The organism is Luteimonas lutimaris, assembly GCF_039537065.1.
Taxonomy (GTDB): domain Bacteria; phylum Pseudomonadota; class Gammaproteobacteria; order Xanthomonadales; family Xanthomonadaceae; genus Luteimonas; species Luteimonas lutimaris.
Map to the genome: position 1 here is coordinate 22,296 of NZ_BAAAZU010000012.1, position 23,116 is coordinate 45,411.

The window sequence follows — 23,116 nt, forward strand, 5'->3', positions numbered from 1 at the left end:
CTCGTCCCTACGACTCCAGCTGCCGCGAAGGGTCGCTGAGCTCGAGTTCGCGCAGCACCACGCCGGCCTGGGTGCGGTTGCGCACGCCGAGGCGGTCGAAGATCGCCGACAGGTGCGCCTTCACCGTGCGCTCCTGCACGTCCAGGCGATCGGCAATCTGCTTGTTGAGCAGGCCTTCGGCGACCAGCACCAGCACCCGGAACTGCTGCGGCGACAGACTGGCCAGGCGCGCGGCCAGGGCGCTGTCGCCGGCCGAGGACTGCGCCCGCGTCACCGCCGCGCGCAATGACGCGGGCAGCCACTGTTCGCAGGCCATCACGCTGCGGATCGCGTCGCGCAGATCGTCCAGGCCGGCACTCTTGGGCAGGTAGCCGGCAGCGCCGTGGTCGAGCGCGCGCCGCACCACGCGCGGGTCGTCGTTCGCGGACACCACGATCACCGCCACGCCAGGATGCTGGGCGCGGATCGCGGCCAGCCCGGCAAGGCCGTGGTTGCCGGGCATGTGCAGGTCGAGCAGGACCAGGTCGATGCCCGGCTCGGCGTCGAGCACGGCGAGCACGCTGTCCAGAGAATCGGCCTCGCGCACCTGCAGCGCGTCCACGGCATCGGCTGCGGCCTGGCGCAGCGCGGCGCGGAACAGCGGATGGTCGTCGGCGATCAGCAGGGTAGGCATTGCCGCGATTCTCGCAGGAATCCGCGTGCGGGCGGGCCGGCATGGCCTGGTACCAAAGTACGATGATCGAAGCGGCCCGGCTTGCTACTGTCGCGACATGATCAGAATTCCAGTCCGTGCCGTCGCCGTCTCCCTTGCCGTGCTGCTGGGCGCCTGCGCCAGCGGGCCGCAGCGCGATTCCACGGAGGCCCCCATGTTCACGTCCGAACGCAGCACCGACCACCGAGGCAACGACGACCTGCTGACCGCCGGCCTCGGCCTCGACGGCCTGCGTGCGATGACGCCGCCGGCCTTCGCCGATGCCGCGCATCCGACCGCGACCGAACTGCGCCGGCGCGCGATCTGGAGCAACTGGCGCGGCATCGCCGATCTCGCCGCGGGCGGCGGCTACGGCACGCTGTACGGCACCACGCAGGCCGTGCCGGGGCGCGAATACTCGGCGCTGGCGACGGTACCCGGCGCCACCCAGCCGCACCGCGTGCTGGTACAGGTGCCCGATGTCTTCGACAAGGCGCGACGCTGCGTGGTGGTCGCGCCGGCGTCCGGCTCGCGCGGCGTGTACGGCGCGATTTCCATCGCCGGTGCCTGGGGGCTGCCGAAGGGCTGCGCGGTGGCCTACACCGACAAGGGCGCGGGGACCGATTATTTCGACCTTGACGCGCAGGGTGGCGCGCGTGCGGACGGCACGTTCGGGACGCTGGATGCCGGCGACGACCTCGCGTTCGTGCCGGACGCGCCGATTGCAGCCAGTGGCGTCGCGTTCAAACACGCGCATTCGAAGGACAATCCGGAGGCCCATTGGGGCCGGCACGTCCAGCAGGCGGCGCAGTTCGCGCTGCACGCGCTGGACGAAGCGCTGCCGGACGCCGCGCCGTTCACCTTCGACAACACGCGGGTGATCGCGGTCGGCATCTCCAATGGCGGCGGGGCAGTGCTGCGTGCGGCCGAGCTGGACGGCGACTGGCTGGACGCGGTGGTCGCAGGAGAACCCAACGTCTTCGTCGAAGGCGGCCGCCCGATCTACGATTTCGCCACCGAAGCCGCGCTGCTGCAGCCCTGCGCGCTGTTGCACCTGGCGCCGGAGTCGCTGGCCCAGCCGCCGATGCGCGCGCAGGTCGAACCGATGTGGACGCTGCGCTGCGCCTCGCTCAAGGCGGCGGGGCTGGTCACCGGCGACACCACCGCCGGGCAGGCGAAGTCCGCGTACGATGCGATGCGTGCCAGCGGCTGGACCGACGCGGCGCTGCGCTCTGGCGCCGCTTCGAGCGGCTTCGACCTGTGGCGCTCTGTCGCGGCGACCTACGCCTCCGCGTACGGCCGCTACGGCGTGGGTGAACATCCCTGCGGATATGCTTTTTCGGCCCAGAACGCCGACTTCAGCCCGCGCGCCGCCACGGCGGAAGAGCGCGCGGCGTGGTGGTCGGATGCCGCCGGCATCCCGCCGGGCAACGGCGTCGGCCTGATCGATGCGAAGGTCGCGCCGCCGGACCTCACGCTGCCGGGCCTGCAGTGCCTGCGCGCGCTGTGGGACGGGCAGGGCGCCGACGCCGACCGCGTGCGCAGCGGCATCGCCGAAACCCGCGCTTCCCTGCCGCGCGCCGGCCTGCCGGTGGTGGTCGTCCACGGTCTCGACGACGGTCTGGTGCCGCCGGCCTTCAGCAGCGCGCCCTACGTGGCCGCGGCGCAGGCGGCCGGGCGCGAAGTGCGTTACTGGCAGGTGGAAAACGTCGAGCATTTCGACGCGTTCCTCGGATTCCCCGACTATGCGGCGCGTTACGTGCCGTCGCTGCCGTACGTGTATGCGGCGCTCGATCGCGTCGATGCCTATCTCGACGGCAAGGCTTCGTTGCCGTCCGACGCGGTGATCGCCACCACGCCGCGAGGCGCGGGCAAGCCGCTGGAAGCGGGGAACCTGGCGATTCCCGCCAACTAGCCTTCCTCCCCCACTTCCGCTTGGGGGGTGGGTTTGGGCGGGAATGAGCGTCGCAGGCGCGAATGCGGTTGCCTTTCCGTCTCCCGTTTCCTGCTTTTTTGCTTCTCGCCTCTAAAGATCCAGACGCCAATCCGTGGCATGCAGACCCGGAGGGCGCCGCACATGGATGTGCGGCGTTTTTCTATGGGACAGGATGTCCCTTAGAAAAATCCCCGCAACAATGACTTCCCGGGTGTGCCCTTGGCACAAAGCGTTTTCTTTGGTTCGTTTCTTTGACGCTTATCAAAGAAATGAACTCGGCCGCGCAGCGGGCGAAACGCCTTTGATCTTGTCTCTGGCAGGCATGCCTCACGCTGGCGTGAAGCAAAATCCATAAGTGCAAAAGTCAGAAGCTTTCGCCTTCGGCGACTTCATTTCTTTTGATGAGCGTCAAAAGAAACGGAAGCAAAGAAAAACGCTTTGTGTCCACAGCAAACCCGGCAATTCATTGTTGCGGGGATTTTTCTAAGGGACATCCTGTCCCATAGAAAAACGCTGCACATCCATGTGCAGCGCCCTCCGGGTCTGCAGACAGGCGGTGGAGCGGTGTGATCTTTAGAAGCGAAAGCGAAAGCGAAAGCGAAGGTGAAGGCGAGTGCAAGATCGCCAGCGCAGGCGTCCCGCGTCAGGACAGACGCGCCAGGGCCTGCCCCAGCTTCACCGGCGTCTCGGCCGCCAGACCCGGTGCCAGCTCGGCCACGCCCGGCGGCAGCAGCACGACCACCGTCGACCCGTAGTTGAAGCGGGCCATCTCCGCGAAACGTTCCACCGTGACCGCCGCGCCGTCGTCGTCGGTCCGGTAGTCCTTGACCGTGACCGCGTCGCCGTAGGCGGGGATCTCCTCGCCGCTCCACACGGTTTCCACGCCCGAGACCAGCAGCGCGCCGACCATGACCACGGCCATCGGGCCGAAATCGGTGTCGAAGTGGCACACGAGGCGTTCGTTGCGGGCAAACAGGCGTGGCACGTTGCGCACGGCATCGGGGCCGACGGAGAACAGGCGGCCGGGGACGTGCACGGTTTCGCGCAGGGTGCCGGTCCACGGCATGTGCACGCGGTGGTAGTCCTTCGGCGAGAGATAGACGGTGGCGAACAGGCCGCCGGCGAAGACTTCGGCCGCAGCCTCGTCGCCGAGCAGTTCGGCGGCGGTGAACGACTGGCCCTTGGCCTGGAAGATGCGGCCCGGCTCCCCGGACGGGTCTCCGATGCGGCCGCACTGGCTGATGCGGCCGTCGGCGGGCATCAGCAGGGTGCGCGGGTCGGGGTCGGGCACGCGCGCGCCGGGCTTGAGCGCGCGGGTGAAGAAGGCGTTGAACGTGGGATAGGCCAGCGGGTCGGCGTTGGCGGCTTCGGAGAGGTCGACGCCGAACTTCGCCGTGACCGTGTCGATCAGCCATTGCTTGAGCCGGGGGTTGTCCGAGTACGCCAGCCGCCGCGCCAGCGAGGACAGCAGGCGGTGCGGGAGGGCATAGGTGAGGCGGGTGACGAGGCTCATGGGGCGGCTATCCGGGGAAGGCGCATCGGGTCTTTCCCGCGGCGGGAAGGAGGCCGGGCGCGGACGTTACTTGAACGAAGCCTGCGTCAGCGCCGCCATGTCCGCCGCGATGGCCTTCGGCTGCAGCGGCGGCTGGATGATGCCGGCCATGCGGCCCTGCGGGTCGAGCACGGCGATGGTGGCCGAGTGGTCGATGGTGTAGCTGTCGGGCGGCGCGCCCTCGGCGGCCGGCACCTTCGCGAACACCATCGACAGCGAACGCGCGAAGTGCTCCAGTGCCGGCACGTCCGCGGTCGCGGCCAGGGTGTCGCGGTGGAAGGCGTGCGCGTACTCGCCGATGCGGTCGGGGTCGTCGCGCTGCGGGTCGACGGACACGAACAGCACCCGTGGCCGGGTCGGTTCGGGCAGGGCTTCCCATTGCTTCTGCGCCTGCGCCAGTTCGGCCAGCGTGGTGGGGCAGACGTCCGGGCAATAGGTGAAACCCAGGAACACCAGCGTCCAGTGGCCCTTGAGCTCGCCGGGCACCAGCTGGGTGCCGTCGGACTGGCGCAGGGAGAAGTCGGGCAGGGTCCGCGGCTGCGGGAACAGGCGGACGGTCTCCATCGCCGGGCCCGCCGGCGCGGGGGCGGCGAAGAAACGCTGCGAGGCCAGCAGGCCGAGGCCTGCGGCCAGGGCCACCACCAGGATGACGAGGGTCGTGCGGTTGAACATGGGCAGGGCGCTTGTTCACGCAATACTTGAAGTGCGGCCATGATAACCGCGCCGCCGCTATACTTCCCGGTCCCTGCTGCCCAGCGCCCGGGCGCCGCCATGACCGACGAACTGCACACGATCATCGACCTGATCCGCTATGGCGCCAGCCGCTTCAACGCGGCCGGGCTGACGTTCGGGCACAGCTACGACAACGCGATCGACGAGGCCACCCAGCTGGTCCTGCACGCCCTGCACCTGCCCCACGACCTCGGCCCGGCCTACGGCCAGGCGCGGGTGACGCTGGCGGAGAAGGAGGAAGTGCTGGCGCTGTTCCTGCGCCGGATCGAGGATCGCATCCCGGCCTCCTACCTGACCGGCGAGACCTGGTTCGCCGGCCTGAGCTTCAAGTCCGACCCGCGCGCCCTGGTGCCGCGTTCGCCGATCGCCGAGCTGATCGAGGCCGGGTTCGAGCCCTGGCTGGGCGGGCGCGAGGTGCGGCGCGCGCTCGACCTGTGCACCGGTTCGGGCTGCATCGCCATCGCCATGGCCCACTACAACCCGGGCTGGCAGGTCGACGGCGCCGACCTGTCGGACGACGCGCTGGCGCTGGCCGCCGAGAACAAGGCGCGGCTGCACGCCGACAACGTGAAGCTGATCCGCTCGGACCTGTTCGCCGGCCTGTCCGGGCGCCACTACGACCTGATCGTCACCAATCCGCCCTATGTCACCAACGACGAAACCGACGCGCTGCCGGCCGAGTACGCGCATGAGCCGGAGATGGGCCTGCGCGCCGGCGATGACGGCCTGGACATCGTGCTGCGGATCCTGCGCGACGCGCCGCTGCACCTGGGCGAGGACGGCCTGCTCATCTGCGAGGTCGGCGAATCCGAGCGCGCGCTGGTGCGGTTGCTGCCGGACGTCGAGTTCGCCTGGATCGAGTTCCGGGTCGGGCAGATGGGCATCTTCGCGGTCGAGTGCGCGGAACTGATCCGACACCACGGCCGCATCGGCGAGCTGGCCGCCGCGCGCGAGGGCAGGCCGGCGGAAGCGGCGGGTTCGCTGTTTTGAGCGCGGCTGCGGCGCGGCGAACGGACGCATGAACACCTTCGGCCAGCTGCTGCGCGTGACCACCTTCGGCGAGTCGCACGGGCCTGCGATCGGCTGCGTGGTCGACGGCTGCCCGCCCGGCATCGCGATCGCGCCGGAAGACTTCGCCCATGACCTGGCGCGCCGCGCCACCGGCCGCAGCCGTCATACCTCGGCGCGGCACGAGGCGGACGCGGTCGAGGTCCTGTCGGGCGTGTACGAAGGCCGCACCACGGGGACGCCGGTCGCGCTGCTGATCCGCAACACGGACGCGCGCAGCCGGGACTACGACCGCATCGCGCGTCAGTTCCGCCCCGGCCACGCCGACTACACCTACTGGCAGAAGTACGGCACCCGCGACCCGCGCGGCGGCGGGCGTTCGTCGGCGCGCGAGACCACGATGCGCGTGGCGGCGGCGGTGATCGCGAAGCGGTGGCTGGCCGACCGCTTCGGCGTTCGCGTGCGCGGCTTCCTTGCGCAGATCGGCGAGGTCCTGCCGCGCGCGCATGACTGGGGCGTGGTCGAGGACAACCCGTTCTTCTGGCCGGATGCCGCGCAGGTGCCCGAGCTGGAGGCGTACATGGATGCGCTGCGCAAGTCCGGCGACTCGGTCGGCGCGCGCGTCACCGTCGTTGCCGACGGCGTGCCGCCGGGCTGGGGCGAGCCGGTGTACGGCAAGCTCGACGCGGAGATCGCCGCGGCGATGATGTCGATCAACGCGGTCAAGGGCGTGGAGATCGGCGACGGCTTCGCGGCGGTCGCCCGGAAGGGCAGCGAACACCGCGACGCGATGGCGCCGGACGGTTTCCGCTCCAACCATGCCGGCGGCATCCTCGGCGGGATTTCCAGCGGCCAGCAGGTGGTGTGCTCGGTGGCCTTCAAGCCGACCTCGAGCCTGCGGCTGCCGGTCGAGGGCGTGGACGTGGACGGCAACGCGGTGGAGATCGTCACCACCGGCCGCCACGATCCCTGCGTGGGCATCCGCGCCACGCCGATCTGCGAGGCGATGCTGGCGCTGGTGCTGATGGACCAGGCGCTGCGCCACCGCGCGCAGTGCGGCGACGTGGGCGACGTGGCGCCGCGGATCCCCGGCGCCACATGATCCTGCAGGAGCGGCTTCAGCCGCGGGCTTTTCGTCGGCCGGAAAGATCAAGAGCTCGCGGCTGAAGCCGCTCCTACAACAATCGAAGCGATATAGCGGCAGGAAGAACTAATGAGCAAGCAATACAAGGTCGCGGTGGTCGGCGCCACGGGCGCGGTGGGCGAGGTGATGCTGTCGGTGCTGGCGGAGCGGAAATTCCCCGCCAGCGAAGTGGTCGCGCTGGCCAGCGAGCGCTCGGCCGGCGTGGAGGTGGCCTTCGGCGACGACGAAGTGACGGTCCGCGACCTGGCGACCTTCGACCCGGCCGGCGTCGACATTGCCCTGTTCTCGGCCGGCGGCGACATCTCGAAGGAGTACGCGCCGAAGTTCGCCGCCGCCGGCGCGGTGGTGATCGACAATTCCTCCGCCTTCCGCATGGACCCCGACGTGCCGCTGGTGGTCAGCGAGGTCAACCCGGAGGCGGTCAAGCAGCGTCCACGCGGCATCATCGCCAACCCCAACTGCTCGACCATGCAGCTGATGGTCGCGCTGGCGCCGATCCACCGCGCCGCCGGCATCGAGCGCATCAATGTCGCCACCTACCAGTCGGTGTCCGGCACCGGCCGCAGGGCGCTGGAGGAGCTGGGCCGGCAGACGGCCGGGCTGCTCAACTTCCGGTCGGTGGAATCCGAGGTGTATCCGGTGCAGATCGCCTTCAACGTGATCCCGCATGGCGGTGACTTCGACGACAACGGCTACACCAGCGAGGAAATGAAGCTGGTCCACGAGACCCGCAGGATCCTCGGCGACGACGCGATCCGGGTGAATGCCACCGTGGTTCGCGTGCCGGTGTTCTACGGCCACTCGGAGGCGGTGAACATCGAAACCCGCGACAAGCTGGGCGCTGCCGGGGCGCGGCGGCTGCTGGAGGCCGCGCCGGGCGTGGAGGTGGTGGATGAACGCGCCGCCGGCGGCTACCCGACGCCGGTCACGCACGCTTCCGGCAAGGACGCGGTGTACGTCGGCCGCATCCGCGACGACCTCTCGCACGAGCGCGGGCTGAACCTGTGGGTGGTCGCGGACAATATCCGCAAGGGCGCTGCGCTGAACGCGGTCCAGATCGCGGAACTGGTTGTCGCGGAAGGCTGAAGCGTTGCGGAGCGGTCGCCGCGGCGGCTAGAGTCGGTGCCATGAACCAGGGGAAAGGCGTGACCAGGACAATGCGGAAGGCATGGCTGCCGCTGCTCGCGGCGCTGCTCACCCTGCTGGCGATGCCTGCGTTCGCGCTGGGGCTGGGCCAGATCACGGTCAAGTCGCAGCGCGGCGAGCCGTTGCTGGCCGAAATCGCCATCGTTTCCAGCGATCCGGGCGAACTGGAGAACCTGCAGGCGCACCTGGCCTCGCCGGAGACCTTCGCCCGCGTCGGCCTGGAGCCGCCGAACAGCACCGTGAGCGGACTGCAGTTCACCGTGGCGCTCGATCCGCAGGGCCGGCCGGTGATCCGCGTGACCAGCGCCGGGCCGGTCGACGAATCGCTGCTGACCTTCCTGCTGGAGGTCGACTGGGGCCAGGGCCGGCTGGTGCGCGAGTACTCTGCGTTGCTGGACGCACCGCGCACCGTGTCCGCGCCGGCGCAGCCGCCGATCGAGGCGCCAAGCGTGGCGCCGTCGAACACCATCGTCCGCGAACCGGTCGCGCCGGTGCCAGCCCCGGCTCCGGAATCGGCGCCGGCGGATACCGCATCCACGCCCGTACCCGAACCCGAACCCGAACCCGAACCGCAGCCCGCGGCGCCGGTCGCAGCCGAGCCGCCGGCAGAAGCCCCCGCGCCATCGAATGCCATCGCCCCGACGCCCGCGCCCCCGGCCGCCGCGCCGGAAGAGCGCCGCGTCCAGCCGGTCGCGGCGACGCCCGGCGACTACGGCCCGGTGCAGGTCGGCGACACGCTCGGAAAGATCGCGCGATCGATCGACGCCGACGGGCATTCGCTCGACCAGGTCATGCTGGCGCTGCTGCGCGCAAATCCCGATGCCTTCATCAACGGCAACGTCAACCTGGTCAAGACCGGCGCGGTGCTGCGCATCCCCAACGGCTCGGAGCTGTCCGAGTACAGCCGGAAGGAAGCGCGGGCCATCGTCCACGAGCAGATCGGCCAGTGGCGCGAGATGCGCAGGCCGGCCGAGCAGCCTGCCGCCGTCGCCGGTGATGGCGCAGTCACCGATGCGGCCGGCAACAAGAATGGCGAAAGCGCCGGGGCGGCGGCGCGTACCGCCGATGCCCGGCTGGAAATCGTGCCGCCGTCCGCCAAGGACGCGCGGCAGGCGGGGACACGATCCGGCATCCAGGCCGACGGCGAGGGCGACATGCTGCAGGAACTGCAACAGACCAAGGAAACCCTGGCGGCGCGCGACGCCGAAGTGCAGGAGCTCAAGACGCGGGTGGCCGACCTGGAGAAGCTGCAGCAGGACCAGCAGCAGCTGATCGCGCTCAAGGACGGCAAGCTCGCGGAAACCCAGCAGGCACTGGCCGCGCGCCAGGCCGGGCAGGCGCAGGAGGCTTCAGCGCCCATCTGGCCGTGGGCGGTCGGCGGACTGGTGATCGGGCTGGTGCTGGCGTGGCTGTGGATGCGGCGCAAGCCGGCGACTGCCGGCCGTCCCGTGTTCGACACCTCGCGCCTGGCCGCAGGCGTGCCGGAGAAGCCGTCGCCGGCGCCCGCCGCGCCGGAACCGCCGGCGCCGGCTGCGACGGGTACCGCGCCGACCTGGCATGCCGGCGGCTCCGCCGCGCCAGCGCAGCCTGCCGTGCCGGTGGTGGACGCCGTTCCGCCGGAGCCTGAGCCGGAGCGGCCAGCGGAATCCGCAGCGGACGCCGAAGCCGCCGACGCGGACGACAAGCCCGTCTCGGCCGGCCACGACCGCATCGAACTGGCGCTCGCCTACATCGACCTGGGCGACGTCGACACCGCGCGCGGCCTGCTGCAGGAAGTGGCCGACAACGGCGACGCGGCCGCGCGCGGCGAGGCCTCGCGGCTGCTGCGCGACCTGGTCTGACCCCGGCCGGCGATCCGCATGCGCTACGCGCTCGGCGTCGAATACGACGGCAGCGGTCTGTTCGGCTGGCAGCGGCTGGGCAAGCCGGGCACCCAGGCCGTACCGACCGTGCAGCAGATGCTGGAGGAGGCGCTGTCCTCGGTCGCCAATGCGCCGGTCGACACCGTCTGTGCCGGCCGCACCGACGCCGGCGTGCACGCGCGCTGCCAGGTGGTGCACTTCGACAGTGATGCCCGGCGCGAGCCGCGCGGCTGGATGCTGGGCGCGACGTCGCGCCTGCAGCAGGCCGTGTGCGTGCGCTGGTGCGTGCCGGTGGCCGACGATTTCAGCGCCCGGTTCTCCGCGCGCGCGCGCCGCTACCGCTACAGCATCCTGAACCGGCCGATGCGGCCGGCGCTGGGCCGCCAGTACCTGTCCTGGGTGCGACAGCCGCTGGACGCCGACGCCATGCACCGGGCCGCGCAGGTCCTGCTCGGCGAACAGGACTTCTCCGCTTTCCGCACCGTCCACTGCCAGGCCCCGCACGCGCGGCGCAACCTGCAGCAGGTCACGGTGGCCCGCGATGGCGAATACGTGCACGTCGACGTGCAGGCCAACGCTTTCCTGCACCACATGGTGCGCAACATCGTCGGTTCGTTGCTGCTGGTGGGGCAGGGCGAACGGCCGGAAGCGTGGATCGCCGAACTGCTGGCCGGGCGCGACCGCACGCTCGCCGGCCCCACTGCGCCGCCCGGCGGGCTGGTGTTCGTCGGGCCGCTGTACCCGGTCGAATGCGGATTGCCGGCGGAAGTGACGTTGCCGGACTGAATGCAGTCGCCGTCCGCGCGACGCGATCGCGCGCCAGCGGTTACGCTATCGCACCCCGATTGCCCATTCGTCGAAGCTTCCGCGCATGTCCCGCACGCTGTTCCGCACCCGCATCAAGTTCTGCGGCATGACCCGCGCCGGCGACGTGCGCCTTGCCAGCGAGTTGGGCGCGGACGCGGTGGGCTTCATCTTTGCCGATGGCAGCCCGCGCCGGATCCACGCCCGCGAGGCGCGCGCGCTGCGTGGCGCGCTGGCGCCGCTGGTCGACGCGGTGGCGGTGTTCCGCAACAACGCCGCCGACGAAGTGCGTGACGTGGTCCGGCAGGTACATCCGACGCTGCTGCAGTTCCACGGCGATGAGGAGGACGCGTTCTGCCGCGGCTTCGGCGTGCCCTACGTCAAGGCGATCGGCATGGGCGATCCGCTGGTCGAGGACGCGGTGGCGCTGCAGGTGCGTTACCGGGGTGCCGCCGCGTTCCTGTTCGACAGCCACGGCGGCGACACCGACGGCGGCAGCGGACAGGCCTTCGACTGGTCGCGGATCCCGACCGGGCTGGTCAAGCCGGTGATCCTTGCCGGGGGCATCGGCAGCGGAAACGTATTCGACGCGATCCTGCGCACGCTGCCCTGGGGCGTGGACGTGTCCAGCGGCATCGAGGCCTCGCCGGGCATCAAGGACGGCGACCGCATGCGCGAGTTCGTCGAGCAGGTGCGCCGCGCCGATTGCCACGTCGAGCCGGACATCGATGCGGGCAGCGACCTGGCTGCCAGGGCCAACGGAATCAGCGGAACCAGCAAGTGAACGATCCCGACAACGCAAGCACGGCCGCCGGTGCGGTCGACTACCACGCATGGCCGGACGCCAGCGGTCACTTCGGTCGCCACGGCGGGCGCTTCGTCGCCGAAACCCTGATCGGGCCGCTGGAGGAACTGGCCGCGGCCTACGACGCGGCGCGCGTGGATCCGGCCTTCATCGATGCCTTCGACCGCGACCTGGCGCATTACGTCGGCAGGCCCAGCCCGATCTACGAGGCCGAACGGCTGTCCGCGCATGTCGGCGGCGCACGCATCCTGCTCAAGCGCGAGGACCTGAACCACACCGGCGCGCACAAGATCAACAACACCATCGGCCAGGCGCTGCTGGCCAGCCGCATGGGCAAGACCCGGATCATTGCCGAGACCGGCGCCGGCCAGCACGGCGTGGCCAGCGCCACGGTCGCCGCCCGGCTGGGGCTCGAATGCGTGGTCTACATGGGCGCCACCGACATCGAGCGCCAGAAGATCAACGTCTACCGCATGCAGCTGCTCGGCGCGAGCGTGGTGCCGGTGACCAGCGGCTCGGCCACGCTCAAGGACGCGCTCAACGAAGCGATGCGCGACTGGGTCACAAACGTGCGCGACACCTTCTACATCATCGGCACAGTGGCAGGCCCGGACCCGTACCCGCGCATGGTGCGCGACTTCAATGCCGTGGTCGGCCGCGAGGCGCGCGCGCAGATGCTGGCCGAACACGGTCGCCTGCCGGATGCGATCACCGCCTGCGTGGGCGGCGGCAGCAACGCGATCGGCATCTTCCACGCCTTCCTCAACGACCCGGGCGTGCGCATCGTCGGCGCCGAGGCGGCGGGGGAGGGCATCGCCAGCGGCCGCCACGCGGCTTCGCTGGCCGCCGGACGGGTCGGCGTGCTGCACGGCAACCGCACCTACGTGCTGTGCGACGACGACGGCCAGATCACCGAAACGCATTCGGTCTCGGCCGGGCTGGATTACCCGGGCGTCGGCCCGGAGCACGCCTTCCTCAAGGACACCGGCCGCGCCGAATACGTCGGCGTGACCGACGACGACGCCCTGGCCGCCTTCCACCTGCTGGCGAAGACCGAGGGCATCCTCGCCGCGCTCGAATCCAGCCACGCCATCGCCCAGGCCATCAAGCTAGCGCGCGACATGCCCAGGGACGCCATCGTCCTGTGCAACCTGTCAGGCCGCGGCGACAAGGACGTGCACACCATCGCCGCGCGCGAGGGGATGCAACTGTGAACGCGGTGCCGGTTTGGTTCCATGTTGCCTTCGCTGTCACCCTGGTGCCGTTTCAGCTGGACCTTGCCATGCCAGTGGGTGGAGCCGCCGAGTCAGGCGTGGATGATGCCTCTGCCGCGTCCCAGCAGGCGGTTGAGACACCGGATTCGACCGCATTCGACCATGTTGGTGCTCTCGTGGTCGGCGATGCCTTCGACGAACGTTCAAGGGCGTCGAGGCCGTGGGTCAATGCAGGGGTCAATCAGGAGACGGGTTGCTTCCACGTCACCGGCGGAGACCTGCCTGATGGCCTTGCGATGATGGTGATGGACGGCCGGATTGCCCGTTTCGAGGTGGGTCCGCCAAACCGGGGTGCCGACGTGCGTCCGCCGTTCGGCCTGCACCCGGGCATGGCCCGGGCGGCGGTCGAAGAGGCGATGCCAGTGGATGTGCGTGTTTCGCAGCACCAGTACGGTGGCGAAGGCGATGTCTACATCGACTGGCTTGTACCCGGCGGCCGGTATGGAGTCCGTGCGGAGATCACCAACGACAAGGTCGACGCCGTGTTCTGGGGCGATGGCGACGCCATCCAGCTGATCGAGGGGTGTTCCTGAGGCAGTTGTCGGAAGTCCCCGATGGGGACGGCGTACGGGGCACGGGGTCCGACAATGCCACCGTGGCCGTTGCCGGCGCCTAGTTTCATCCGTGTTCCATCATTCCCGAGCCAGATTTTTCCAAATGAGTCGAATCGAACAAATGTTCTCAATCCTCCGTGCCGGCAACCGCAAGGCGCTGATCCCGTTCGTCACCGCCGGCGATCCGTCGCTCGAGTCGCTGGTGCCGGTGATGCACGCGCTGGTCGATGCCGGGGCGGACGTGATCGAGCTCGGCGTGCCGTTCTCCGACCCCATGGCCGATGGCCCGACCATCCAGCGCAGTTCCGAGCGCGCGCTGGCGCGCGGGGCGGGGCTGTCGTTCGTGTTCGACAGCGTGAGCGCCTTCCGGCGGACCGACGCGCAGACCCCGGTGGTGCTGATGGGCTACCTCAACCCGGTCGAAGTGCGTGGCGCGGAAGCGTTCGCGCGCGACGCGGCCGGGGCCGGCGTCGACGGCGTGCTGCTGGTCGACCTGCCGCCGGAAGAAGCGGGTGGCTTCCGCGAAGCCTTCGCCGCGCATGGCGTGGCGCTGGTGCTGCTGGCCTCACCGACCACCACGGACGCGCGGCTCCAGGCGTTGTGCCGGCAGGCGCAGGGCTATCTCTACTACGTGAGTTTCGCCGGCGTCACGGGCGCATCCGCCCAACTGGACCCGGCGGTGGCCTCCGCGCGCCTGCGCGCGATCCGATCCATGAGCGCGGCGCCGGTGGTCGCCGGGTTCGGCATCCACGACGCCGCCAGCGCGAGTGCCATGGCCGTCGACGCCGACGGCGTGGTGGTGGGCAGCGCCCTGGTCGCGGCCATGGCCGAATCGACCGATGCCGGGGACGCTGCCGGCCGCGCCGCTGCCTTCCTGGCGCCCCTGCGGGCGGCGCTGGACCGGGCGGGCTGAATTGCGCCGTGCGCTAAACTTTGCCGCCTGACGCGGCCGACGGCCGCTCCGAGGCAACCGATCGCATGTCCTGGCTGAAGAAAGTGATGCCCGCCCGCATCCGCACCGAACCCGGCGCGCCCAAGAAGCGCAGCGTCCCCGAGGGGCTGTGGGAGAAGTGCGACCGCTGCGGGTCGGTGCTGTACAGGCCCGAGCTCGAGGAGAACCTCGAGGTCTGCCCCAAGTGCAACCACCACATGGCGATCCGTGCCCGCGCGCGCCTGCGCGCGCTGTTCGACCCGGACAGCACCCGCGAGATCGGCGCCGCGCTCGGCCCGACCGACGTGCTGAAGTTCAAGGACCAGAAGAAATACGTCGACCGGATCAGGGCCGCGCAGAAGAGCACCGGCGAGCGCGACGCGCTGGTGACCCTGGAAGGCACGCTCAAGGGCCGGCCGCTGGTCGCCAGCGCCTTCGACTTCGCCTTCATGGGCGGCTCGATGGGTTCGGTGGTCGGCGAACGCTTCACCCTCGGCGCCGAACGGGCGCTGGAGATCGGTTCGCCGTTCGTGTGCTTTTCCGCCAGCGGCGGCGCGCGCATGCAGGAGAGCCTGTTCTCGCTGATGCAGATGGCGAAGACCTCGGCTGCGCTCGCGCGACTGCGCGCCGCCGGGCTGCCGTACGTTTCGGTGATGACCCATCCGACCACAGGTGGCGTGTCGGCCTCGTTCGCAATGCTGGGCGACATCAACCTGGCCGAACCCGAGGCCCTGATCGGCTTCGCCGGCCCGCGCGTGATCGAGCAGACGGTGCGCGAAACGCTGCCCGAGGGCTTCCAGCGCTCCGAGTTTTTGCTCGAGCACGGCGCCATCGACCAGATCTGCGACCGCCGCGAACTGCGCGACCGGCTGGCGACGCTGTTCGCGTTGCTGATGCGGCAGCCGCAGCCGGAGGACGACGTGGAGGTGGAGGCGTGATGGCGCCCATGGCCCGCAAGTACTTCGGTACCGACGGCATCCGCGGCCGGGTGGGCGAGGGCCCGATCTCGGCCGACTTCGTGCTGCGCCTGGGCAACGCCTATGGCCACGCGCTGCGCGCCTCCGCGCGCGAGGCGGGCGCCGGCGAGTGGCGCCGGCCGGTGGTCATCATCGGCAAGGACACGCGCGTGTCGAACTACATGTTCGAAGCCGCGCTGGAGGCGGGCCTGGTCGCCGCCGGCGTGGACGTGCAGCTGATGGGGCCGATGCCCACGCCCGCGGTGGCGCACCTGACGCGCTCGCTGCGCGCCGACGGCGGCATCGTCATTTCCGCCTCGCACAATCCGCACTACGACAACGGTATCAAGTTCTTCTCCGCCGAGGGCGAGAAGCTTGACGACGCCACCGAGTCCGCGATCGAGGCGGCGCTGGACCATCCGTTCAGCACGGTGCCATCCGAGCAGCTGGGCAAGACCACGCGCACGCGCGATGCGGTGGGCCGCTACGTCGAGGCCTGCAAGAACTCCGTGTCGCGCAACTTCGACCTCGACGGCATGCGCATCGTGGTCGACTGCGGCCATGGCGCGACCTACCAGATCGGGCCGCTGGTGCTGCGCGAGCTGGGCGCCCGGGTCGATGCCATCGGCGTCGAGCCCAACGGCCTGAACATCAATGACGGCGTCGGCTCGATGCATCCCGAAGGCCTGGCCGCGCGCGTGCGCGAGACCGGCGCCGAGCTCGGCATCGCCTTCGACGGCGACGGCGACCGGGTGCTGTTCGTCGACGGCGACGGCATCGTCCGCGACGGCGACGACCTGCTGTACGTGCTGGCCGGCGACTGGCGCGCCAGCGGCCGCCTGCACGGGCCGGTGGTCGGGACGCTGATGAGCAACTTCGGCTTCGAGCGCGCGCTGGGCGATGCCGGCATCGGCTTCATCCGCGCCAGGGTCGGCGACCGCCACGTCCACCAGGCCATGCTGGAACACGGCAGCAACCTCGGTGGCGAGGCGTCCGGCCACCTGCTGTGCCTGGACCGCACCACCACCGGCGACGGCATCGTCAGTGCATTGCAGGTGCTGGACGTGCTGCATCGCAGCGGCAAGAGCCTGCAGAATTCGCTGCGCGGCATGCAGAAGGTGCCTCAGAAGACGGTCAACGTCCGCTATTCCAATGGCGCGCGGCCGGCCGAGGCCGAAAGCGTCCAGGCCGCGCTGGCGGCTGCGCAGGCCAGCGTGGCCGGCCGCGGGCGCGCTTTCCTGCGTCCCTCGGGCACCGAGCCGGTCGTGCGGGTGACGGTGGAAGCCGACGACGCCGCACTGGTGCAGTCCACGCTCGACACGCTCGCCGAGGCCGTGCGCTCGGCCGCCTGAGCCTGCGGGGCGGGCAGGGCGCCCCGGCGCGACCGGGCACGCGCGACGGCTCTGGATTAATCTAGTGCGATGCGGGCGCGCTCCCGCATCCGCCCGGTGATGCGGCTCCCGCACGCCGGTGGGCACACCCGACCAGAGCAACCGCATGCCAGCCCGAATCCCCACCCTCGACATCCGCCGCTTCACCCATCCGTCCAGCCCCGGCGACCGCCAGGCCTTCGTCGACGAGCTCGGCGCCGCGTATCGCGAATGGGGGTTTGCCGGCATCCGCAACCACGGCATCCCGCAGTCGCTGATCGACGACGCCTACCGGGTGTTCCAGGCCTTCTTCGCGCTGCCGGAAGACACCAAGAAGCAGTACCACGTCGCCGGAGGCGGTGGCGCGCGCGGCTATACGCCGTTCGGCGTCGAGACGGCCAAGGGCGCCAAGCACTTCGACCTCAAGGAGTTCTGGCATATCGGCCGCGAGATCCCGGACGACTCGAAGTACCGCGACGTGATGCCGCCGAACCTGTGGCCGGCCGAGGTCGCGGATTTCCGCGAGAAGGGCTACGCGCTGTACAGCGCGCTCGACGCGCTCGGCGCGCAGGTGCTGGCGGCGCTGGCGCTGCACATCGGCCTGCCGGAGGACTGGTTCGCGGACAAGACCGACTCGGGCAATTCGATCCTGCGGCCGATCCACTATCCGCCGATCACCGCCGACGACATCCCCAACGTGCGCGCCGGCGCGCACGAGGACATCAACCTCATCACCCTGCTGGTCGGCGCCAGCGCGGCGGGGCTGGAAGTGCTGTCGCACGAGGGCGAATGGGTGCCGTTCACCTCGGACGCCGACACCATCGTGGTCAACATCGGCGACATGCTGCAGCGCCTGACCAACCACGTGTATCCGTCCACCACCCACCGCGTGGTCAACCCGCCGGGGGACGAGGCGCGCAAGCCGCGCTACTCGGTGCCGTTCTTCCTGCACCCCAACCCCGACTTCGTGATCGACGTGCTGCCGTCCACGGTCAGCGCCGACAACCCCAGCCGCTATCCCGAGCCGATCACCGCGCAGGGTTACCTGGAAGAGCGCCTGAAGGAAATCAAGCTCAAGTAGGAGCGGCGGAAGCTGCGGGCTTTTCCGGCTCCGGGGCGGTCCCGGCCGGACCGCAAGCTGCGCTTCGACAACCCCGCGCCATGCGCGCCCGGCGCAGTAGCGGGTGCGTCGGCCATGGCGGGGATGCGCGCGCCGGGCCGCGCGGGCGATCGGCTATCCTGTGCGCCTTTCACAGGAGAGTCCACGATGCGCCGCAGGATCGTCGCCGGAAACTGGAAGCTGCACGGCAGCCGTGCCTTCGCCACGGAACTGCTCGGCGGCGTCGCCGCGGGCCTGCCGGTGGCGGGCGTCGAGGTCGTGGTGCTGCCGCCGCTGCCGTACCTGGGCGACCTGATCGAGGATTTCGAGGAGCAGGGCCACCTCGAGTTCGGGGCGCAGGACGTGAGCTGCAACGAAAAGGGCGCCTACACCGGCGAGGTGTCCGCGGGCATGATCGCCGACGTGGGCGCCCGCTACGGGCTGGTGGGCCATTCCGAGCGCCGCCAGTACCACCAGGAGAGCAGCGAACTGGTCGCGCGCAAGTTCGTCGCGGCCAAGAACGCCGGGCTGGTGCCGATCCTGTGCGTGGGCGAGACCCTCCAGCAGCGCGAGGACGGCCAGACCGAATACGTGATCGCCAGCCAGCTGGAGCCGGTGTTCGAGGCTGCCGGCCCGAAGGCCCTGGAGGGCGCCGTGGTGGCCTACGAGCCGGTCTGGGCGATCGGGACCGGGCGCACCGCGACCCCGGAGCAGGCGCAGGCCGTGCACGCATTCATCCGTGGCGAGGCCGCCAGTCGCGATGCTACAATCGCCGGCTTGCTGCCGCTGCTTTACGGCGGCAGCGTGAAGCCCGACAACGCGGCAGAGCTGTTCTCGCAGCCGGACGTGGATGGCGGGCTGATCGGCGGCGCGTCGCTCGTGGCTGCCGATTTCCTGGCCATCGCCAAGGCGGCGGCTTCCTGAATCCGAAAGCGGCTTCCTTCCGGGGCAGCCCACATCCAGAGTCCAAGCGATGTTGATGTTGGTCCTCAACGTGTTGTTCGTGCTGATCGCGGTGGCGATGATCGCGCTGATCCTGATGCAGCGTGGCGCCGGTGCGCAGGCCGGTTCCGGCTTCGGCGGTGGCGCCTCGGCGACCGTCTTCGGCTCCCGTGGCTCGTCGAACTTCCTGTCCAAGGCCACCAAGTGGCTGGCGATCGTGTTCTTCGCCATCACCCTGTTCATGGCCTGGCACGCGACCCACGATGCGCAGCCTGGCCAGATGCAGCAGGACCTGGGCGTGATGGGCGACGTGCCCGCCGCCAGCGTGCCGGCCGCCGGCGAAAGCACCGTGCCGCAAGCCGCCGAACCGGCCGTGCCCGCGGCCCCGCCGGCCGACACGGCGCCCGCGCAAACGCAATCACAACCGCCCGCGCCGGCGCAACCGGTTCCGCAGGGCGACTGAGGTCCTTACAATGCCGGTGTTTCGCGCCGGGAGCGGCGCGAACGAAGAGATTTGCCCAGGTGGCGGAATTGGTAGACGCACTACCTTGAGGTGGTAGCGGCTTAGGTCGTGGGGGTTCGAGTCCCCCCTTGGGCACCAGAAACCGGAAGGCCTGCATCGTGCGATGCGGGTCTTCCGGCAAGAACGCCCGCTGCATGCCGGATGCGCGCAGCGGCACATGGGTTCCGGGCTTGATGCGGGACCCGAGCAATGGCCGTTCACGCGGCCAGTAGCCGAGAGAAACAAGCGTGCTGGCCGAATACCTGCCGACCTTGCTGTTCCTTCTTGTTGCCACCGGCATCGGCATCGCGCTGATCGTGATCGGCAACCTGCTCGGGCCCAAGCGGCCGACGGCGGAGAAGCTTTCGCCGTACGAATGCGGATTCGCCGCGTTCGAGGATTCGCGGATGCAGTTCGACATCCGCTACTACCTGATTGCCATCCAGTTCATCGTCTTCGACCTGGAAATCATCTTCATCATCCCGTGGGCCACCGTGTTCCGCCAGCTCGGCGTGCTCGGCCTGGTCGAGATGGGCATCTTCGTGGGCATGCTGCTGCTCGGTTTCATCTACGTGTGGAAGAAGGGAGCCCTGGAATGGGAGTGATCCAATCCATCCAGAAGGCGGCTGATTTCATCAGCAACCCGCTGCCGGAAGGTCGCGTCGACGACATCCTGCGTCCCGAGGGCGAGAACCCGCTGCTGGACCGAGGCTTCGTCACCACCAGTTCCGACGTGCTGCTCAACTGGGCGCGCACCGGCTCGATGTGGCCGATGACCTTCGGCCTGGCGTGCTGCGCGGTGGAAATGATGCACGCCGGCGCCTCGCGCCTGGACCTGGACCGCTTCGGCGTGGTGTTCCGCCCGTCGCCGCGCCAGTCGGACGTGATGATCGTCGCCGGCACCTTGGTCAACAAGATGGCCCCGGCGCTGCGCAAGGTCTACGACCAGATGCCCGACCCGAAATGGGTGATCTCGATGGGCAGCTGCGCCAACGGCGGCGGTTACTACCACTATTCGTATTCCGTGGTGCGCGGCTGCGACCGCATCGTGCCGGTCGACATCTACGTGCCCGGCTGCCCGCCGACGGCCGAGGCGCTGGTCTACGGCATCCTGCAGCTGCAGAAGAAGATCCGCCGCGCGACCAACTTCGGCGAGACCAAGACGGGGCTGCGCAATGGCTGAGTCCATGTCGGCGTTCGCCGATCGCCTGCGCGCGCGCTTCGACGGCGCCGAGGTCGGCGTGGCCCTGCCGCGCGGCGAGGTGGGCATCGTGTTCCCGCCCGAGGCCTGGCACGACGGCTGCCGCGCGCTGCGCGACGAATTCGGCTTCGAGATGCTGGTCGACCTGTGCGGCGTCGATTACTTGGGTCATGGCAGCGACGAGTGGGATACCGAAGTGTCGTCGCAGGGCTTCAGCCGTGGCGTCGAGGGCAGGGGCCCGGGGCGCTTCAAGTACGGCGAGCGGCCGAGCCGGCAGGTGGCGCAACCCGAGTCCATCGAACTCACCCCGGTTCCGCAGCGCCGCTTCGCGACGGTGGCGCAGCTGCTTTCGGTCGAACACAACCAGCGCGTGCGGGTGACCTGCTTCGCCACCGACGACAGCCTCCCTGTGGTGGCCTCGGTGACCGACCTGTGGCCGGGCGCGAACTGGTTCGAGCGCGAGGCGTTCGACCTGTTCGGCATCATCTTCCAGGGCCATCCCGACCTGCGCCGGATCCTGACCGACTACGGTTTCGTCGGCCATCCGTTCCGCAAGGACTTCCCGCTGATCGGCAACGTCGAGGTCCGCTACGACGCCGAGAAGCAGCGCGTGGTCTACGAGCCGGTCACCTCGGTCGAGCCGCGCGTCGGCGTGGCGCGCGTGATCCGCGACGACGCGCGCTACGAGACCGCCATCGGCGAGGACCATGACCTGAAGGTCCGCAGCACGATCGGGCCGGCCGATGCAGGAGCCGAGAAATGAGTGCGCATCCGGAGGTTTCCAGCACGCCGTTCGCCAGCAACGTGGCCGAGGCGCGCCAGGAGATCCGCAACTACACGCTGAACTTCGGCCCGCAGCACCCGGCCGCGCACGGCGTGCTGCGCCTGATCCTGGAAATGGACGGCGAAGTCGTGCAGCGCGCCGACCCGCACATCGGCCTGCTGCACCGGGGTACCGAGAAGCTGGCCGAGTCCAAGCCGTTCAACCAGTCGATCGGCTACATGGACCGCCTCGACTACGTGTCGATGATGTGCAACGAGCACGCCTACGTGCTCGCGATCGAGACCCTGATGGGGATCGAGGCACCGGAGCGCGCGCAGTGGATCCGCACGCTGTTCGACGAAGTCACGCGCATCCTGAACCACCTGATGTGGATCGGCTCGAACGCGCTCGACCTTGGCGCGATGGCGGTGTTCCTGTACGCCTTCCGCGAGCGCGAAGAACTGATGGACGTGTACGAGGCGGTGTCGGGCGCGCGCATGCACGCGACCTACTACCGCCCCGGCGGCGTCTACCGCGACCTGCCCGAGCGCATGCCGCAGTACCGCGAGTCGAAGTGGCGCAAGGGAGGCAACCTCAAGCGCTTCAACGCCTGGCGCGAGGGCTCGATGCTCGATTACCTCGAGGCCTTCGCGAAGGACTTCCCGACGCGCATCGACGAATACGAAACCCTGCTCACGGACAACCGCATCTGGAAGCAGCGCACCGTCGGCGTGGGCGTGATCCCGCCGGAACAGGCGCTGGCGTGGGGCATGACCGGCCCGATGCTGCGCGGTTCGGGCGTCGCTTGGGACCTGCGCAAGAAACAGCCGTACGCAAAGTACGCCGAGGTCGATTTCGACATCCCGGTGGGCGTCACCGGCGACTGCTACGACCGCTACCTGGTGCGCGTGGCGGAGATGCGCCAGTCGGTCCGGATCATCGAGCAGTGCGTGCGCTGGCTCAAGGCAAACCCCGGCCCGGTCATGATCGACAACTTCAAGGTCGCCCCTCCCAGCCGCGAGGAGATGAAGGACGACATGGAAGCGTTGATCCACCACTTCAAGCTGTTCTCCGAAGGCTATTGCGTGCCGGCGGGCGAGACCTACTGCGCGGTCGAGGCGCCGAAGGGCGAGTTCGGTTGCTACCTGGTCTCCGACGGCGCCAACAAGCCGTTCCGCGTGCACCTGCGCGCGCCTGGCTTCGCCCATCTGTCGTCGATGGACGAGGTGGTGAAGGGACACATGCTGTCCGACGTGGTGGCGATGATCGGCACCTACGACATCGTGTTTGGTGAGGTCGATCGATGAAGGCCACCGGCAATTTCGAAAAGGCGCGCAACGTCGACCCGATGGTCGCGCTGTCCGACGACGTGCGTGCGCACATCGACCACTGGGTCGCCAAGTTCCCGTCCGACCGCAAGCGTTCGGCCGTCATCCAGGGCCTGTTCGCCGCGCAGCAGGCGAACGACGGCTGGCTGACCGACGAGCTGATCGCCGCGGTCGCCAAATACCTGGGTATCCCACCGGTGTGGGCGTACGAGGTGGCGACGTTCTACTCGATGTTCGAGACGCAGAAGGTCGGCCGCAACAACGTCGCCTTCTGCACCAACATCAGCTGCTGGCTCAACGGCGCGCAGGACCTTGTCGCGCACGCGGAGAAAAAGCTGGGCTGCAAACTGGGCGAGTCCACCGCCGACGGCCGCGTCTACCTCAAGCGCGAGGAAGAATGCGTGGCCGCGTGCTGCGGCGCCCCGGTGGTCGTGGTCAACGGGCACTACCACGAGAAGCTCACGCCGGAACGGGTGGACGAACTGCTGGACGGGCTGAAGTAATGGCTGGACATTC

General features: G+C 69.6%; 23 protein-coding genes and 1 tRNA gene. 21 read left to right on the forward strand and 3 right to left on the reverse strand.

Translation table 11 applies throughout. The features are described 5' to 3' along the window. Nucleotides 1-7 precede the first annotated feature (7 nt). Nucleotides 8-673 carry a response regulator transcription factor gene (locus ABD679_RS10595; protein ID WP_344759957.1) on the reverse strand — a complete coding sequence of 222 codons (666 nt, stop codon included), beginning with the start codon at nucleotides 671-673 and terminating at the stop codon, nucleotides 8-10. Between the two features lie 97 nt (nucleotides 674-770). Here ABD679_RS10595 and ABD679_RS10600 point away from each other — a divergent pair, with 97 nt between their 5' ends. Beyond that, complete coding sequence (locus ABD679_RS10600; RefSeq protein ID WP_344759958.1) at nucleotides 771-2,606, forward strand: 3-hydroxybutyrate oligomer hydrolase family protein; 1,836 nt, start codon at nucleotides 771-773, stop codon at nucleotides 2,604-2,606. A gap of 664 nt (nucleotides 2,607-3,270) precedes the next feature. Here ABD679_RS10600 and asd read toward each other — a convergent pair. Together asd and ABD679_RS10610 are read right to left on the reverse strand one after the other, a co-directional pair. Beyond that, entirely contained in the window at nucleotides 3,271-4,140 is an 870-nt protein-coding gene (asd, locus tag ABD679_RS10605) for an archaetidylserine decarboxylase (protein ID WP_344759959.1), read from the reverse strand. 66 nt (nucleotides 4,141-4,206) lie between these two features. Continuing rightward, nucleotides 4,207-4,851, reverse strand: a complete 645-nt coding sequence (locus ABD679_RS10610; protein ID WP_344759960.1) for an SCO family protein — start codon at nucleotides 4,849-4,851, stop codon at nucleotides 4,207-4,209. Between the two features lie 99 nt (nucleotides 4,852-4,950). Between ABD679_RS10610 and prmB the strand changes: the two genes are divergently transcribed. The 20 genes from prmB (at nucleotide 4,951) to nuoE (ending at nucleotide 23,103) form a co-directional block, all read left to right on the forward strand. Continuing rightward, the gene (prmB, locus tag ABD679_RS10615; RefSeq protein ID WP_344759961.1) at nucleotides 4,951-5,901 is read left to right on the forward strand and encodes a 50S ribosomal protein L3 N(5)-glutamine methyltransferase; all 951 of its coding nucleotides are present in this window, start codon (nucleotides 4,951-4,953) and stop codon (nucleotides 5,899-5,901) included. Nucleotides 5,902-5,929: 28 nt separating this feature from the next. Beyond that, entirely contained in the window at nucleotides 5,930-7,021 is a 1,092-nt protein-coding gene (gene aroC / locus ABD679_RS10620) for a chorismate synthase (RefSeq protein WP_344759962.1), read from the forward strand. 111 nt (nucleotides 7,022-7,132) lie between these two features. Further along, nucleotides 7,133-8,149, forward strand: coding sequence for an aspartate-semialdehyde dehydrogenase (locus ABD679_RS10625; protein ID WP_344759963.1), 1,017 nt, complete (start codon nucleotides 7,133-7,135; stop codon nucleotides 8,147-8,149). A gap of 59 nt (nucleotides 8,150-8,208) precedes the next feature. Beyond that, on the forward strand, nucleotides 8,209-10,050 hold the full coding sequence (locus tag ABD679_RS10630) for a motility hub landmark protein FimV (protein WP_425561888.1): 1,842 nt from the start codon (nucleotides 8,209-8,211) through the stop codon (nucleotides 10,048-10,050). An 18-nt stretch (nucleotides 10,051-10,068) separates the two neighbouring features. Continuing rightward, nucleotides 10,069-10,857, forward strand: coding sequence for a tRNA pseudouridine(38-40) synthase TruA (gene truA / locus ABD679_RS10635; RefSeq protein ID WP_344759964.1), 789 nt, complete (start codon nucleotides 10,069-10,071; stop codon nucleotides 10,855-10,857). 85 nt (nucleotides 10,858-10,942) lie between these two features. Next, entirely contained in the window at nucleotides 10,943-11,659 is a 717-nt protein-coding gene (locus ABD679_RS10640; protein WP_344759965.1) for a phosphoribosylanthranilate isomerase, read from the forward strand. Continuing rightward, nucleotides 11,656-12,894 (forward strand): tryptophan synthase subunit beta, encoded by a 1,239-nt coding sequence (trpB, locus tag ABD679_RS10645; protein WP_344759966.1) that lies wholly within the window; start codon nucleotides 11,656-11,658, stop codon nucleotides 12,892-12,894. Before ABD679_RS10640 ends, trpB begins: the two co-directional genes overlap by 4 nt. Beyond that, nucleotides 12,891-13,487 carry a hypothetical protein gene (locus ABD679_RS10650; RefSeq protein WP_344759967.1) on the forward strand — a complete coding sequence of 199 codons (597 nt, stop codon included), beginning with the start codon at nucleotides 12,891-12,893 and terminating at the stop codon, nucleotides 13,485-13,487. The genes trpB and ABD679_RS10650 overlap by 4 nt, the downstream gene beginning before the upstream one ends. A 124-nt stretch (nucleotides 13,488-13,611) precedes the next feature. After that, complete coding sequence (gene trpA / locus ABD679_RS10655) at nucleotides 13,612-14,421, forward strand: tryptophan synthase subunit alpha (RefSeq protein WP_344759968.1); 810 nt, start codon at nucleotides 13,612-13,614, stop codon at nucleotides 14,419-14,421. Nucleotides 14,422-14,486: 65 nt separating this feature from the next. Beyond that, nucleotides 14,487-15,377 (forward strand): acetyl-CoA carboxylase, carboxyltransferase subunit beta, encoded by an 891-nt coding sequence (gene accD, locus ABD679_RS10660; protein ID WP_344759969.1) that lies wholly within the window; start codon nucleotides 14,487-14,489, stop codon nucleotides 15,375-15,377. A gap of 8 nt (nucleotides 15,378-15,385) precedes the next feature. Next, nucleotides 15,386-16,747: a phosphoglucosamine mutase gene (gene glmM, locus ABD679_RS10665; protein WP_344760019.1), complete on the forward strand. Its 1,362-nt coding sequence runs from the start codon at nucleotides 15,386-15,388 to the stop codon at nucleotides 16,745-16,747. Nucleotides 16,748-16,892: 145 nt separating this feature from the next. After that, complete coding sequence (locus tag ABD679_RS10670) at nucleotides 16,893-17,846, forward strand: isopenicillin N synthase family dioxygenase (RefSeq protein WP_344759970.1); 954 nt, start codon at nucleotides 16,893-16,895, stop codon at nucleotides 17,844-17,846. 186 nt (nucleotides 17,847-18,032) lie between these two features. Then, nucleotides 18,033-18,788 (forward strand): triose-phosphate isomerase, encoded by a 756-nt coding sequence (tpiA, locus tag ABD679_RS10675; protein ID WP_344759971.1) that lies wholly within the window; start codon nucleotides 18,033-18,035, stop codon nucleotides 18,786-18,788. A 49-nt stretch (nucleotides 18,789-18,837) separates the two neighbouring features. Next, on the forward strand, nucleotides 18,838-19,269 hold the full coding sequence (gene secG / locus ABD679_RS10680) for a preprotein translocase subunit SecG (RefSeq protein WP_344759972.1): 432 nt from the start codon (nucleotides 18,838-18,840) through the stop codon (nucleotides 19,267-19,269). 53 nt (nucleotides 19,270-19,322) lie between these two features. Continuing rightward, nucleotides 19,323-19,407 (forward strand) — tRNA-Leu (locus tag ABD679_RS10685). Between the two features lie 149 nt (nucleotides 19,408-19,556). Beyond that, nucleotides 19,557-19,913, forward strand: a complete 357-nt coding sequence (locus ABD679_RS10690; protein WP_344759973.1) for an NADH-quinone oxidoreductase subunit A — start codon at nucleotides 19,557-19,559, stop codon at nucleotides 19,911-19,913. Further along, on the forward strand, nucleotides 19,904-20,491 hold the full coding sequence (locus ABD679_RS10695) for a NuoB/complex I 20 kDa subunit family protein (protein WP_344759974.1): 588 nt from the start codon (nucleotides 19,904-19,906) through the stop codon (nucleotides 20,489-20,491). Before ABD679_RS10690 ends, ABD679_RS10695 begins: the two co-directional genes overlap by 10 nt. Next, nucleotides 20,484-21,272, forward strand: a complete 789-nt coding sequence (locus ABD679_RS10700; protein ID WP_344759975.1) for an NADH-quinone oxidoreductase subunit C — start codon at nucleotides 20,484-20,486, stop codon at nucleotides 21,270-21,272. The genes ABD679_RS10695 and ABD679_RS10700 overlap by 8 nt, the downstream gene beginning before the upstream one ends. Next, nucleotides 21,269-22,579 (forward strand): NADH-quinone oxidoreductase subunit D, encoded by a 1,311-nt coding sequence (locus tag ABD679_RS10705; RefSeq protein WP_344759976.1) that lies wholly within the window; start codon nucleotides 21,269-21,271, stop codon nucleotides 22,577-22,579. The genes ABD679_RS10700 and ABD679_RS10705 overlap by 4 nt, the downstream gene beginning before the upstream one ends. Beyond that, nucleotides 22,576-23,103: an NADH-quinone oxidoreductase subunit NuoE gene (gene nuoE, locus ABD679_RS10710; RefSeq protein ID WP_344759977.1), complete on the forward strand. Its 528-nt coding sequence runs from the start codon at nucleotides 22,576-22,578 to the stop codon at nucleotides 23,101-23,103. The genes ABD679_RS10705 and nuoE overlap by 4 nt, the downstream gene beginning before the upstream one ends. The last annotated feature ends 13 nt before the right edge of the window (nucleotides 23,104-23,116 follow it).